This is a genomic window from Robiginitalea insularis (assembly GCF_052497835.1).
The window spans coordinates 1,890,209-1,903,967 of sequence record NZ_CP199296.1 but is presented as its reverse complement, the minus strand read 5'-3'; the positions used below and the strand labels follow the sequence as shown (position 1 = coordinate 1,903,967).

Annotated in this window: 13 protein-coding genes and 1 tRNA gene; 7 read left to right on the top strand and 7 right to left on the bottom strand. The window is 45.8% G+C overall.

Translation table 11 applies throughout. The features are described 5' to 3' along the window. Window positions 1-46: 46 nt before the first annotated feature. The 6 genes from ACT6NV_RS08680 to ACT6NV_RS08655 are packed head-to-tail and all read right to left on the bottom strand — an operon-like array spanning window position 47 to window position 5,555. Window positions 47-1,324, bottom strand: a complete 1,278-nt coding sequence (locus tag ACT6NV_RS08680) for a hemolysin family protein (RefSeq protein ID WP_445384088.1) — start codon at window positions 1,322-1,324, stop codon at window positions 47-49. 16 nt (window positions 1,325-1,340) lie between these two features. Continuing rightward, a complete protein-coding gene (locus ACT6NV_RS08675) occupies window positions 1,341-1,544 on the bottom strand; it encodes a hypothetical protein (RefSeq protein WP_445381240.1) in 204 nt (67 codons plus the stop codon). Beyond that, window positions 1,541-2,143, bottom strand: a complete 603-nt coding sequence (lptC, locus tag ACT6NV_RS08670; RefSeq protein WP_445384087.1) for an LPS export ABC transporter periplasmic protein LptC — start codon at window positions 2,141-2,143, stop codon at window positions 1,541-1,543. Before lptC ends, ACT6NV_RS08675 begins: the two co-directional genes overlap by 4 nt. A 2-nt stretch (window positions 2,144-2,145) precedes the next feature. Beyond that, the gene (locus ACT6NV_RS08665) at window positions 2,146-3,516 is read right to left on the bottom strand and encodes a tetratricopeptide repeat protein (protein ID WP_445384086.1); all 1,371 of its coding nucleotides are present in this window, start codon (window positions 3,514-3,516) and stop codon (window positions 2,146-2,148) included. Between the two features lie 41 nt (window positions 3,517-3,557). After that, window positions 3,558-4,826 carry a hypothetical protein gene (locus ACT6NV_RS08660; RefSeq protein WP_445384085.1) on the bottom strand — a complete coding sequence of 423 codons (1,269 nt, stop codon included), beginning with the start codon at window positions 4,824-4,826 and terminating at the stop codon, window positions 3,558-3,560. Beyond that, window positions 4,827-5,555 (bottom strand): type III pantothenate kinase, encoded by a 729-nt coding sequence (locus tag ACT6NV_RS08655; RefSeq protein WP_445384084.1) that lies wholly within the window; start codon window positions 5,553-5,555, stop codon window positions 4,827-4,829. It abuts the gene before it with no gap. 102 nt (window positions 5,556-5,657) lie between these two features. On the opposite strand from ACT6NV_RS08655, the gene ACT6NV_RS08650 reads away from it, so the two are divergent. After that, window positions 5,658-5,730: transfer RNA gene (locus tag ACT6NV_RS08650), tRNA-Phe, on the top strand. Window positions 5,731-6,102: 372 nt separating this feature from the next. Here the strand turns inward: ACT6NV_RS08650 and ACT6NV_RS08645 are convergent. Continuing rightward, entirely contained in the window at window positions 6,103-8,277 is a 2,175-nt protein-coding gene (locus ACT6NV_RS08645; RefSeq protein ID WP_445384083.1) for a TonB-dependent receptor, read from the bottom strand. A gap of 118 nt (window positions 8,278-8,395) precedes the next feature. On the opposite strand from ACT6NV_RS08645, the gene ACT6NV_RS08640 reads away from it, so the two are divergent. From ACT6NV_RS08640 to ACT6NV_RS08615, 6 genes are all read left to right on the top strand, one after another. After that, window positions 8,396-8,587 carry a hypothetical protein gene (locus ACT6NV_RS08640; protein ID WP_445384082.1) on the top strand — a complete coding sequence of 64 codons (192 nt, stop codon included), beginning with the start codon at window positions 8,396-8,398 and terminating at the stop codon, window positions 8,585-8,587. An 11-nt stretch (window positions 8,588-8,598) separates the two neighbouring features. Continuing rightward, on the top strand, window positions 8,599-9,159 hold the full coding sequence (locus ACT6NV_RS08635; protein WP_445384081.1) for a DinB family protein: 561 nt from the start codon (window positions 8,599-8,601) through the stop codon (window positions 9,157-9,159). A 17-nt stretch (window positions 9,160-9,176) separates the two neighbouring features. Continuing rightward, window positions 9,177-9,917, top strand: a complete 741-nt coding sequence (locus ACT6NV_RS08630; RefSeq protein ID WP_445384080.1) for a DUF6090 family protein — start codon at window positions 9,177-9,179, stop codon at window positions 9,915-9,917. Between the two features lie 98 nt (window positions 9,918-10,015). After that, on the top strand, window positions 10,016-11,008 hold the full coding sequence (locus tag ACT6NV_RS08625) for a DUF6090 family protein (RefSeq protein ID WP_445384079.1): 993 nt from the start codon (window positions 10,016-10,018) through the stop codon (window positions 11,006-11,008). A 302-nt stretch (window positions 11,009-11,310) separates the two neighbouring features. Next, a complete protein-coding gene (locus ACT6NV_RS08620) occupies window positions 11,311-13,041 on the top strand; it encodes an amidohydrolase (protein WP_445384078.1) in 1,731 nt (576 codons plus the stop codon). Between the two features lie 142 nt (window positions 13,042-13,183). Continuing rightward, on the top strand, window positions 13,184-13,741 hold the full coding sequence (locus tag ACT6NV_RS08615; protein ID WP_445384077.1) for a hypothetical protein: 558 nt from the start codon (window positions 13,184-13,186) through the stop codon (window positions 13,739-13,741). Window positions 13,742-13,759: the final 18 nt, after the last annotated feature.

Genomic DNA, 13,759 nt, shown 5'->3' with positions numbered 1-13,759 from the left:
AAACGCAATAATAAAAGGGAAAAAACAGGGAATCAGGCGATGATGACTAATCTGAATCGATCAGCTGCAGCGTGACCAGGTCTATCTTCGTATTGGAGACTTCGAGAATGGTAAAGAGAAACTTGCCAATGCGAATTTCACTGTCCTGTTTGGGGATATCCCCGGTCTCGTTTACAATCATGCCACCCAGGGTTCCGTATTCGTCGCTTTCCGGAAGTTCCAGGCGGTATTGTTCATTGATGTAATCGACTTCCAGCCGGGCCGAAAATTTGAAAGTGTCTGGCCTGAGCTGTTCTTCTATAAGTTCTGTGCTGTCGTGCTCATCTTCTATCTCCCCGAAGAGTTCTTCAATGATATCCTCTACGGTAAGGATGCCGGAAGTCCCCCCGTACTCATCAAGGACAACGGCCATGCTTTTGCGCTTTTTGGTGAGAACGTTCAGTATCTTCTGTATAAGCATGGTTTCAGGGACAAATTCCACCGGAAGCAGAATACTTTTAATGGTCTTGGGCTTTTTAAATAGTTCATAGGAGTGCACATAGCCTATAATGTTGTCTATGGTATCCTTATAAACCAGGATTTTGGAGTAGCCGGTTTCAGAAAAAAGCCTGGTCAGGTTCTTAGGGGTTTCGTGCAACTCCACAGCCGTAATCTCGGTGCGCGGAACCATAACCTCGCGGGCCTTGACCTCCGAAAATTCCAGGGCATTCTGAAAAATCTGAATTTCAGAATCTACCTCATCGGCTTCCTCAACCGTTTCCATTTGCTCTGTGATATAGTCTCCCAGTTCCAGTTTACTGAATGCCAGTTGCACCTGGTCGCCATCGGTCTTAAAAAAGGTTTTGAGGATCAGATCTGAAATTCGGATTACAAATTCCGAAATGGGCCAGAAGACCAGATAAAACAAAAAAGCAGGGATGGCCAGCGCTTTCAACAGGGAATTCGCATAAATCTGAAAAAGGACCTTGGGGAGGAATTCGGCTGTCAGTAAGATGATGATAGTAGATATCAAAGTCTGGGTAAGCAGGCTGAAATCTGTCAGAAGGAGTTGCAGCAGGGTGTATTCGGAGGGGAGCATCCCCAGAAACCATTGCATCAGTAATTCCCCCATATATAAACCGTACACGACCAGGGCCACATTGTTCCCGATAAGCATGGTAGCAATGAACTTGGAGGGTTTGGCCGTTATCCGGCCCAGGATCTTAGCCAGTATCCCCCCCTGCTTTTTCTCAATCTCAATATGGATCCGGTTTGCCGAGATATAGGCAATCTCCATGCCCGAGAAAAAGGCGGAACACAAAAGACTAATCAGGATAATAGTCATAACAGGTCAACTGGCATTAGGCATCCGGGTTGTCCCGCCGCTTTTCAAATTTTTTACGATAATTCCTCCTGAAAAAAAACATGGCCGTGGAGACTACAGCAAAGAAAATAAATATATAGGTCTCCTTTGGATTAACCCCCCAGAGTTCCCCGATTTTATAAATGGATATCAGGGCCACTGCCAGGTATAAATACTCGGTATATCTTAATATTTTGATCATAATTCTTCTTCTTTAATCAGCATTTCTCCGCCGGTTTTATGTGCATTAAAATAGCTAAAATCACGATTAAAATCCATTCCAACCCCATTTAAAACCGATCCTTCTTCCGGATTGCTGAAAGTAAAGCGGTCCTGGGTAAAGATCCATTCACTGCTTCGGTCCCAATATAGCTGAGGGGTTTCCAGGCGTTTCCCGTCATGTGTTTCCAAGACAACATTTCCCCTGAGGTCAATCAGGTTCGTTCGGGTATAAATGATAGCAGAGTCAGCAACAATAGTGCTTTTCAGCCCCTGCTCGTCGTAATAATCTACCTGCAAGCCCTTGGGAAAGGTCCTGAATGGAAATTTCAGGTTGTCATAATCTTCACTAAGCGGGCTTTTTAAAATAGCAATTATCCGTGAAGCACTGCTATCCTGCGTATTTAATTCCTTTTGGGTTTCTGTATAGGTAAGTGTAAAATCGCTCGCGATCCCCTGTGGATAAACCTTCAGCGCGGCCTCGTCTCCTACCCGCTTATAGCTGTCTTCACAGGCACAAAAAAACATTGCCACAGCGCTAACCATGGCAATGTTTTTAATGATATGTTCTTTCAAATGCATCCTTATAGGTTCGGAACCGTAACGCTGCCACCAACCCAACAAGGGAATGATACCTGCTTTCCGGCCATCCCGGAATTAAAGATATCCGTTTTGGATGGTGCTTTGGCTTGGTAGCTGGCAGCTGACTGACTGGCACGGCCACTGATAGATGGATCTACCCTTCCGGCCCTTCTGGCCATATCCGCAGCCAACCAGTAAACGGCTCGCTTCTCAAATGGAGTGCTTCCACATTCGTTGGCACTGCTCGCATAGAGGTTTGCTATTAAAAGATAAGCGTTTCCGTTGGACGCGTTGGCGTCAATAGCCCTGCGGGCATAAGCTCTGGCCTGAGACTTACTGAACTTGCGGGCAATGGTTGCCGCTTTGTACAGTATGCTTGATTTCTTACGGGCATCCGTTTCCAGCTCGGCGGCCTTATCAAAATCTGCTATCGCCCCGCGGTTATCCCCGTCTTTGGCTTTTAAGGTACCCCCGTAAAGGTAAGCACTGGCAGAGGGCTCAAGGGCCAGCTGCGCTTCAAACAACTTACGGAAAAGCGGGTCGTCCGTACATTCTTTGGAGAACATCCTTCCAACAGCTCGTTTTACCCAGGCGATATCACCTTTCTTCTCCTCAAAGGATTTCTGGTAAAGCGGAATCAGGTTTTCACAATCAGCCAGGGCTCCCAGTTTGGAATCGATACTCCCTGCTATTTTACCGTAGTTTTCGGAGTAGCTGTTATAAGATTTCAACCTGCGGGAATCTTTTGAGGAAAGCGTCCCGGCCTCTTCCTTGGGGAGCAGCACATTAATTTGCTTAAGGTACTTCTCGTTTTCCTCTTCGATTTTCTCGGTAACATCATCGTAAACATCAAAAACTTCCTGCAACTCCTTCTTGCCGGCCCCGTGTAGGTCTACCAGGCTTGAGAAATACAGGTAAAGGGATTTTGGATTATCGAAGTTGGCACGATCTTCTTTGAAGGCCTGGGACAATTGTGAATAAATATCATCGTCCGAAATCATCTTGTTATCATACATAAGGTTGACCTTATCTGTGATGTCTTCAGCCTTTGTATAGTTTTTTGGGAAATATTGACGCCTGGTATCATAAAGACTTGACAATTCCTTTATAAAAGCCTGTTTTTCAGCTCCACTGGAATTCTCAATCTTATGCTCCAGGATTTTTTCCCCGTAGGAGAAGTTAGCCTTATTGATGCCCGGACAGGTCTCATAGACCATTTTCCAGGGTTGATAAGCGGCTTCGTAATTTTTTACTTTTGCATGTTCAGCATAAATGGAAAGATTGGTCATACATTCGGGGTTCTGCGCCTGGCCATAAGAAAGGCCGGCTATCCCCAAAACCAGAACCATCATTGCGTAAAAATCCTTTTTCATCTTGTCATTTATTTAGAGTGGGTTAATGTACTAAATTTTTATCAATTAATTTGTCTTTTCAGGAACCATCTGGCGTTGAGGGACAGCCCTATACTGACTTTAAAATAGCTTTCACGGACCAGGTTATTCATGGTGGTCCCCCTTCTTCCGAGCTCAAATCCGAGATTCAGATTTGTAAAATCGGCTCCTATAGGCAGACCCATTCCAAATGTCATGCCAAAGTTGCTAAGCTCCTTATCATTTACGACAAAACCACTATTATCCAGACGAAGGCCTGCACGGTAAACCACCCTTTTAAAATAGGAGTCAAAAGAGGCGTAATCCGGGATAAAGTAGCCCCCAAAGGCAATAGCACTTGCATCCTCATATCGCGTATTGGACGCCTCAAGAAACGGGCTGGAATAATCGCTGAATTGTTGCAAACTGTATTCCCCGCCAACAAACCAATGCTTGTCTTCCCCTACACCCAGGCCGAAGCTGTAGGTTGTAGGTATCTTTATCTCTGTAAACCGTAGGTTAACTTCATCCAGGTTAACATCAAAAACCTCAATTTCATTCCCGCTAAGCGGAACAAAGGTCCCGATGGTTTGGGTATTCTCGGAGGTCAGGTTCGTCTGGGTCCGCACCCGTACCGAACTAAAAAGGGTATGTTTTGAACTGATTTTAGGCTCGTAGGTAAGGGCGTAGTTAAAATCAAAGCCGGAAATTTGGGACTCGCGCAGGTCCAGGGTACCGAATTGTACCCCTTCCGTAGTTTGCTGCCTGTTGTTTTCCAGTCGTCCAAAATGGTAATTAACTGTTGCCCCAAGATACAAGCCTGGCAGCAGGCGAAAGCCCGCAGAGAGAAATAGTTGGTTTATACCCCCGTCTCCAGCAAACTGGTTGGTTACGGCATTCCCTTCAGCATTGGTACGCTCGTCCAACAGGGAATAGCCCACCGAACTAAAGGGTTTAAGGCCAAAATTGAATCCCATCCGCTGAACTTTTAAGGGTAGCGCAATGGCCAGGTAATCCAGATTGGTTACTGAGGTGTTTTGCTCCGCACTAAAAGTCTCCAGGCGCAACTCCCTGTGAGAAACGGCCGCGGCATATATAGTCGGGCCAATTTTACCGAGGGAAGCGGGGTTGTTTATATTCAGGTGAATGCTGTCCGTATACATCGCCAGCCCTCCCATCATCTGGTTCTCAACAGTACTGATGGAGCGAAGGTCCCCAATACCGAAAAATGAATAAGGTGACACACTTCCGTTCTGAGCGGAAAGTGCAAAGGTCGCAAAACAGCAGATTGCGAGAACGATTTTTTTTACCATCTAGCTTTTGTTGTATTCCAGCAGCTGGTTTAAGCCCTCCAGGAGAAAATTAGAATGGGCAAATATGGTGTTTTTTAACCGTTTTGACAAAAATTGAGCATCGCCCCCTGTTAAAATCACTGTTAAATCTCTGAATCGCGATTTGTACTGCCCTATAACCCCGTCAATTTCCAGGCAAATCCCATTAACCACCCCACTGTGCATGCTGCTTTCAGTAGCATTTCCGATAAAATCGAATACCTCTTCCGGAGTGAGCAGCGGCAGCCTGGCTGTGTATTTATTAAGGGCATTATAGCGCATGTAAAGACCAGGAGAAATAGCTCCACCCAAATATTCCCCGTGATCGTTAACCATATCGTAAGTGATGCAGGTACCTGCATCTATGACCAGGGTATTTCCCTTGGGGTTGTGATAAAAAGCAGCGGTTGCCAGAGCCAGCCGGTCCGGACCCAGGGTCTGGGGGGTTGCATACGAATTTTTAAACGGGAGCTTTAAACTAGGAGATAACTCATATACCTCACAGAAAACCGATACCGCCTTTACCGTACAGCGGTCCAGGTTGCTGACCGATGAAATAACCGCCCTGTTTATGTTGGGATATTTGGTAAACACCCCTTTCAGGTGGTTTGCAAAATCTGCCTCGTTACTGGATTCGACATGCAAAAGCTTGTTCCGCCGGAAGACGGCGAACTTAATTTGAGTATTGCCTGCATCGATAACCAGATTCATATTACAAAGATCAGAATTTACGAAAAAACAACCTCCTTTTTTCAGGTTTTTGTTGGTTGTTGCTAAAAATGAATTTATATTTGCCCCCGCTTAATTACCAATGGTACCTTAGCTCAGTTGGTAGAGCAACGGACTGAAAATCCGTGTGTCCCTGGTTCGATTCCTGGAGGTACCACTTAAAGCGCCAAAACCCGCTCCGATTGGAGCGGGTTTTTTATTTCCAGGAAGCGTTGAAAGCTCGCTTTCATAAGCGAACGGGAAATAAAAAACCGCCCCCGCCGCCTGCGGGGGCTGGGTTTTGGCATTTTCAGGAGTGGGGCCGGTCAGGAACACCCAGAAGTAGAGCAGAGCTCACTTCAGGGTATCTCCTGGAGACTCCTTACGGAGTAAATTCCAAGAACCAAATTCCAAATTCCAAAGATCGGGTTTTGGCATTTTCAGATGCGGAACCGGTTAGGAGCAACTAGCGCCAGTAGATTATCTATTGGAGGTAATAATACGAACCCCTGAAACAATAAGTTTTATTGGGAATCTATTCCTTTCCTGTTCACAGGTTCAACTTAACCCCCCCATTGACCACAAATCCATCCACCGGGGCGTAAATGTCCCGGAATTGCGGATCGCTCAAATCCCCCGTATAAATAGTGTCGAAAGCAGTTTGCCGGGTATCCAGAAAATTTTCAAAATTCAGGAAAATGGAAAGGTGTTCCCCTATCCTTTTCTCGGTCATGACCCCGGTAATCCAATAAGATTGGCCCGTTGTACCATCATTGAGTTGCTGCGGGCTAAAGTAATACGCCTCCAGTCCTATCCAGAAATTATCGTGTTTCTCATACATCAGGACATTGTTGAGCCGGTGATTGGCCACAAGCGGAAACTGGGATGTTTCCCCATTGTAATGCTCTTTGACGTTGGCATAGGTATAGCCCACGAACAGTTTCAGGTCCCTGTAGCTCCATTTCAGATTTACTTCCACCCCTTGCGTATCCACGTAACCGGCGGGTTGGGTAAATTCAAAAAAACCGTTTATGGATGTGAGTTGCAGCGGATCCCGGATCTGAGTATAATAAAAAAGCAGGTTGGAAGTCATCACAAGGTCAGGGGCCAGGGGCATTCTGTGGTTGATGTCAAAATTTGCGCCCACCGAGCGTTCGGCACTGAGCGCCGCCGTATCCAGCGGCCTGATGTTCCGAAATTGTAAACGCTCTGCCTCTTCCGAGAATACAGTGGGCGTCTTATACCCCAAACCGCCACCCAGCCGAAAAGTCCAGGTGGAGGCCGGGTTGAACATCAGGGAAAAACGGGGTAAGGGAAACCAGCCATATTGATTCTGATAATCCAGTCGAAACCCGGATTCCAATGTCCAAAGGGAATGCAAATTCCAGGTATTCTGCATAAACCCTCCCAGGGTCGCATTGGAATAGCTCAAATCTTCGTCAGGATTGCCTTCGGCCTGGCGAAACTGATCCGTCCACAGGTTCAGCCCGGTTATCCATTCAATTTGATCGTCCCCCCAGGAAAAATTCAGCTCACTGAAGGATGAAAATTGATTTCCTGCAAAAACATAGTCGGGGACTGCAATGGAACGATCGTAGAAATTCAGGCTGTTCTTGAATTCCAGGCGTTTCGAATCACCAATTTTGCTGTTGAGTTGCATTTGGGTGGAAATCCGGTCCGTTTGGTTCTCTTCAAAGTAGGGGTCCGGAACCTGTTCCCCTCTGGCATATTCCAGGTTACCCCCTACCCGGTCTTCTGAAATGATATTAACCCCGGCGTTCAGGGTGGTCTTATCATTAAAATAGATAAAGAGCTTGGGGTTGAGTGTAAACCGATTGAAATCCGGAATTGCCGTTAAGCCTATATCTGCAGGATCGTATGGGGTCCCCAGGTTATAAGAGGCGAATACCGTTGTTCCGACTTTACCAATTCGTTCGGAGTAGAAGCCGCTTATATCCAATCCGAGGGCTGAAGTTCCGTTGAGCATGAAACTCAGCTCGCGCTCTTCGCCCGGCGTTTTGGTTATGAGGTTCACCAGCCCCGCTATGGCGCCGCCTCCATACAGCGTAGAAGCGGCTCCTTTGATGACCTCAACCTGTCTGAGGTCCAGGGGGGCAATCTGCATCAGGCTCAGGCCCCCGGAAAATCCCGAATACAGTGGCATTCCATCCCTGAGGAGCTGGGTATACTTCCCATCCAATCCCTGGATGCGAATACTGGAATTATAACTGGTAGCCGAAGTTTGCTGGGTTTGTATTCCCGTGCTCTCATTAAGGAGCATCCGGATATCCCCGGGTTTCATATTGCCTTTTTCAGACAATTCCTCCCCCGCAATAAACTCGACCCGGGTAGGGATATCTTCTATGGATCGGGTGCTTCTCGTAGAGGTTATGGTAACCTGGTCCATTTCCTCAGGTGCGGCATGTAACTCTATAACAACCGTTCCCCGGTCCGCCACAAGGGGAAACGTAAATGAACGCTCCAGGGTTTCGTACCCCACATAACTAAAGCGCAAGGTATATTTGCCATCGGGGATGCCATCCATTGTAATCTTACCCGATTCATCGCTAGTCCCCCCCATTTTCAATTCGGATATCAGCACCGTGGCTCCGAAGAGCGGATCACCCGTTTTATGGTCAATGATATGAGCCCTGAATTCGTTCTGGGCGTGGAGCCTTAAAATCCCGCACAGGGCCAAAACGATTAAAATGGTATTGCGTTTCATCTGAACGAAATCTAATAAATAAATCATTGCCAAATTCCTCTGGCCGCGGTTTTGGCAATTTATTATTTATCACAGCTTTAGCACTTTTTTCGTAATTTGAAGGAGCAACAACCAACCCATGCTCCGCTTCTTCCGCCAAATACGCCAACGCCTGCTGACTGATAACAAATTCAGCAAATACCTGCTGTATGCAGTCGGAGAGATTCTCTTGGTGGTGATTGGAATATTGATTGCCATGAAGGTAGATGACTGGAATGAGGAAAGAAAGGATCATCTTAATGAACTAAGACACTTTTTTACTTTACTTTAATAACAATACTTATGGACAGAAGAAAATCAATAGGCCTTGTTGGAGCTGGATCGCTTTTATTGGTGCAATCTGCCTTTCCCTCCAAGATATCCGGAATAAAAGATACTGAGCAGAGTGAAGGGCTTAAAGAAGCTTTCAATACAAGGTGGGAAGGGCTCCGGAAGCACACTTTTGAAGTATTCGATGCCATGCCTGATAACCAGTTTAATTTCCAACCAACCGCAGATGTAAAGTCATTTGCCAGGCTCTTTTCTCATATCGGACTCAGTCTGGATAATTTTGCAAAAATCCTTGACGGTACTGAAAAAATTGAGGAGCCGAAGTCCGAAGGGAAAAAAACGCTGATGGCATATTTGCAATCTCGATTTGAAAGATTTAAAGCTGCGTTTTACCCCCTGAACACAATTGATCTTTATAATCCGAAACATGTTATCAACACCATGGATGGAGAGATTTATTTGTCTGATTATGATGTGCTTATGCTGGCATATAATCATACCGTTCACCACAAAGGACAAGCAACAACATATCTTCGACTAAATGGTATAATTCCTCCAGCATACCGATTTTAACCATCTACAACCAACCCATGCTCCGCTTCTTCCGCCAAATCCGCCAACGCCTCTTCACTGAAAACAAATTCAGCAAATACCTTCTGTATGCGGTTGGGGAGATCCTCCTGGTAGTAATTGGAATATTGATCGCCTTGCAGGTGGATGACTGGGCCAATAAAAAAGAATTAAAGGCCGCAGAAAAACAGACCTACGCTGTTCTATTAACAAGCCTGCGCAAGGATTCCCTGGAGCTGGTGCGGATCATTGATGTTCAAACCAAAAGCCTCAACGCTCAAAACACTATTCTAAATTCAAATGCCAAAGAACTGTTGGACAAGCATTCGAACCGGGAAATCTCGGAATTAATTTTAGATGTCTACAATGGGGCGTATAGCTTTTTTCCAAAGTATGGGACGTATAATTCACTGGTGTCCAATAAAGGAATTGATCTCATAAGTTCGGAAAAGATTAAGTCAGACCTTATTGACTTATATGATTATTGGTGTCCCAGATATGAAAATGTAGATGAAGTGAGTGACAAAAAATTCCACAACCTATTAATCCCCTTTCTTCAAAGGGAAATTGGCTTTTTTGTGACTTCTGATTTTGAAATTACTGTCATTGACCCTGTCCGCTTCGAAGAAGCTTACACTGAGTTACAACTACAGTGCGGGAATGTAAATTATTTAACCACGAATTCCATTGGCGGATTAAAAAACATACAGAAAAGAGTTAATTGGCTTATCGAAGAAATAGAGTCTCAACGCAGTAAATAGTTTTATAAAAAATTTAAATCCAGGAATAACCCATGCTCCGCTTCTTCCGACAAATACGCCAACGTCTACTAACTAATAACAAGTTCAACAAATACCTGTTGTATGCAGTAGGGGAAATTCTGCTGGTGGTAATCGGGATTTTGATCGCCATACAGGTAGACAACTGGAATGAGAAAAGGATAAAAGCTGAGAACAACAAAATTCTTTTTCAGGAAGTAAGTGAAGAATTGGTGCAGAATATTGAAGAAATAGATAAAATAATTAATACCTATCTGGTTAAAGATTCTCTATATTTTATTGTATTCAACAAAAAGGTCGATTACGAGGACTATAAAAAAACTTATAATTTATTTGGGTTTACACATTTATGGATGAGAACGAACCTAATGGATGGAGACTATCAGGAGCTTCTTGCAGGTAAAAATAATCTCACGGAGCTACAGGATTCTATACTCTCAGAACTAAGAGATCTATATGGCAGAAGAAAATTAAATGCGGATAAAGATGATGAGGAAATAGCAGAGTATCATTTTTATCAAAGAATGAAATGGATGGATGAGTTACCATGGTCGTCGGACTATTTGGGCAATGGTATTATCACAGACGAAATGATACAGTTTGCTTTGACGGATCCTTTCTATTTAAATGAAGTAATTGAGATACATAATAGGGAACGTGGGCATTTAGGTGGAATGCTCTGGTTTAGAACCAAAGCCTTAGATCTTTATAAGGAGATTATGGATATGCTTCTGATAGAAAAAGACACTTCATTGGTTAAAGACTTTAAAAACTTTAAGCACGTCCTAGGTGTTTATGAGGGTGTGTATGGAAGATCCGGAGTATGGAAAGGTGAAATTAATGAGAAGAAAGAATCGAAAATAATCTGGTATAACAATGGTACTAAGTATGGAGAATGGAATATCCATCCCTATTCTAAAAATTATCTAATATTCTACGCTCAAGAAAAAAATGAGAATTTTATATATAAGATAGAGTTAGATAAAAATGGAGAAGTTTTAGGGCTAAGCCTGGTTGGTGATTTGATTATGGATAAGGATGGAAATAAGAGAATGATGAAAAAAATAGAGTAAACAGAGGCATTTTGAAAATGTCAAAGTTCAGCACTACACATCTTAACCGGAGCAGATTGTTGTTTGCACATCTGCATATCCCCTCCACATTAAGAACATCAAACCATAAACTCTTTTTCTGTAATTTGAAAGTGTAACAACCAGCAAATATATCTGATACTTAAGCCTGACTTAAGATTCCCTTATCTGATACTTAATATTATAAGCACACTGGCTGGTTCAATTAAAATGATTTAAATTCATCAACATATATAATTATCCCGTATCCCGGCCTGGGGGTTGAATCATAAAATTGTAAGCTTATGAAAGCTAATTTCACTTATGGCATCACGGCTTGCCTGTTCTTTTGTTTGATAGTTACAGCTTGCCGGCAGGACCCTTCTTCAAATGCTTCCGGTAAAACCCCCGCCACGGTATACTATGGAGGGGACATACTGACCATGGAAGGGGAAACGCCGGAATATGTGGATGCCCTCGTTATCCGTAATGGGGTAATCGAGTTCACCGGGGATGCCGGAGAGGCAATGGAGGCGGCCGGGGCAGGGCATAAAATGGTAAACCTCAACGGGCAGACCCTGGTTCCGGGTTTCATTGACGGGCATGCCCATTTTGCGAATTACGGCCTGCAGGCAATCGGGGCGCAGCTGCTGGCCCCTCCTGATGCCGGCTGTAAGGATATCCCAACCCTGATCCAAATCCTCAGGGAATGGAATACCCCGGAGAACAGGGCCCTGACCGGATGGATCTTTGGCACAGGATTCGATGATTCGGTTCTGGAGGAAAAGCGTTTCCCTACCCGTCACGACCTGGACCAGGTTAGCACGGAATATCCCATCATGATCCTACATATTTCAGGCCATTTTGCAGTGGTGAATTCCAAAGGCCTGGAAATGCTGGGGTTAGGTCCGGACACCCCGGATCCGGAAGGCGGGGTAATTCGCCGGGAAGCCGATGGCATAACCCCCAATGGGGTGCTGGAGGAGTTGGCAGCCATCCCCTATATGATTAAAGCCCTGATGCCGCTAGACACAACCGCAACCGAGCGCTTCTTCCAGGCAGGGCAGGACATGGCACTGTCTTATGGCTATACCACAGCCCAGGAAGGGCGTGCCATGCAGAACCACCAACTGCTTGCAGCCAATGCAGAGGCAGGAAAACTGAAACTGGATGTGGTGAGCTACATCGACTACCTTCTTGTGGATCAGTACATGGGTTCCAAATGGGATAGTAAGGCCTACACCAACCACTACCGTATCGGGGGCATGAAGGTAACCCTGGACGGTTCCCCACAGGGCCGTACGGCATGGAGGACCCAGCCCTACCTGATCCCGCCTGACGGGCAGGGCCCGGAATATGCCGGATACCCGGCCATCCCCAGTGATTCAACCGTGCAGGCGATCCTGGACAAAGGCTTTCGGAACAACTGGCAAACTCTGATCCATGCAAACGGGGATGCAGCCATGGACCAGATGATCCGAACCCTACGCCCCCTGGTAGAGAAATATGGAAAGGGAGATCGGCGGAATACCCTGATTCATGGGCAGTATGTGCGGGAAGACCAACTGGATTCATTCAGGGAGTTGGACGTAATTGCTTCCTTATTCCCCCTGCATACGTTTTACTGGGGCGACTGGCACAAGCAGCTAATCGGGGATTCCCTGGGTAACCGGATCAGCCCTACACGGACGGCACTGAACAAGGGCCTGAAACTGACCATCCATTCGGATGCTCCGGTGGCCCTGCCCAACCTCATGCGGGTGGTCTGGACAGCGGTTCAGCGAACGTCCCGCTCCGGGATAGTCATCGGGGAAGGGGAAAGGCTTACCCCTTATGAAGCCCTGCAGGCAATCACCATATGGAGTGCCTACCAGCACTTCGAGGAGGAAAGCAAAGGCAGCCTGGTGGTGGGAAAAATAGCCGATTTGGTGATCCTGGACCAAAACCCCCTGAAGGTGGAGCCGGATGCCATCAAGGATATACAGGTTGTGGAGACGGTAAAAAACGGGGAAACCGTATTTAAAAGGAACCCCTGAAAACAGAGGTGGCTCGGCCACTTGGATTATCAGATAAGGTTCGAGCATGACCCCAGGCGGAGTATCATCCAATATTTCCTTAAATTAGGACTCCTGTTGGTGGAAATATTTCAATAGGAATACCAACGCTAATACAACCACAATGCAACCCATCCTGCCCTTAAATAAACGGATCTTATATACTCTAATCGTCTTCTTCGGTACCCTTATACACATCCTGTGGGACTATTTCCACGGAGGGGTACCAGTCCACCACCTTCTGAAACGGGCAGACCTGCCCGGGATTTCAAACTGGTGGGGCCTTGTTTCCCTTCCGCTACTCTGCTGGGTAGTCCTGGTTCGCATCAACAGGCGGTATAAAAGCGATACCATCATCCGGTCCATGCAGCAGAAACGGGGTATTTATACCCGCTTTGCAGCTGGCCTGCTTTTCGGGTGCATCCTGTCCTATTTTTTTATCATCGGGTCTGAGGTCCCCGGATATATGATGGCGGCCCTTTTTGTGATTGCATTTATTATCCCGCTTTACCTGGGGGAATACCTGATTGGCTTTGCCCTTGGAACAGCTTTTGTCTTAGGCGGAGTACTTCCAGTGCTGGTAGCCTGTATCCTGGCGCCCATTTTCTGGGTGCTGCATAAAATTGCACAGGCCGTGATACGGTTTGCTGGGAACCTGAGTAAATCAGGTGGACCCTCCTAAACTGCAACACTGATAGAT

Bases quoted from the DNA above. Each gene is read 5' to 3' on its own strand.
- ACT6NV_RS08680 (WP_445384088.1), bottom strand. From the start codon at position 1,324: ATGACTATTATCCTGATTAGTCTTTTGTGTTCCGCCTTTTTCTCGGGC.
- ACT6NV_RS08675 (WP_445381240.1), bottom strand. From the start codon at position 1,544: ATGATCAAAATATTAAGATATACCGAGTATTTATACCTGGCAGTGGCC.
- lptC (WP_445384087.1), bottom strand. From the start codon at position 2,143: ATGCATTTGAAAGAACATATCATTAAAAACATTGCCATGGTTAGCGCT.
- ACT6NV_RS08665 (WP_445384086.1), bottom strand. From the start codon at position 3,516: ATGAAAAAGGATTTTTACGCAATGATGGTTCTGGTTTTGGGGATAGCC.
- ACT6NV_RS08660 (WP_445384085.1), bottom strand. From the start codon at position 4,826: ATGGTAAAAAAAATCGTTCTCGCAATCTGCTGTTTTGCGACCTTTGCA.
- ACT6NV_RS08655 (WP_445384084.1), bottom strand. From the start codon at position 5,555: ATGAATCTGGTTATCGATGCAGGCAATACTCAAATTAAGTTCGCCGTC.
- ACT6NV_RS08645 (WP_445384083.1), bottom strand. From the start codon at position 8,277: ATGAAACGCAATACCATTTTAATCGTTTTGGCCCTGTGCGGGATTTTA.
- ACT6NV_RS08640 (WP_445384082.1), top strand. From the start codon at position 8,396: ATGCTCCGCTTCTTCCGCCAAATACGCCAACGCCTGCTGACTGATAAC.
- ACT6NV_RS08635 (WP_445384081.1), top strand. From the start codon at position 8,599: ATGGACAGAAGAAAATCAATAGGCCTTGTTGGAGCTGGATCGCTTTTA.
- ACT6NV_RS08630 (WP_445384080.1), top strand. From the start codon at position 9,177: ATGCTCCGCTTCTTCCGCCAAATCCGCCAACGCCTCTTCACTGAAAAC.
- ACT6NV_RS08620 (WP_445384078.1), top strand. From the start codon at position 11,311: ATGAAAGCTAATTTCACTTATGGCATCACGGCTTGCCTGTTCTTTTGT.
- ACT6NV_RS08615 (WP_445384077.1), top strand. From the start codon at position 13,184: ATGCAACCCATCCTGCCCTTAAATAAACGGATCTTATATACTCTAATC.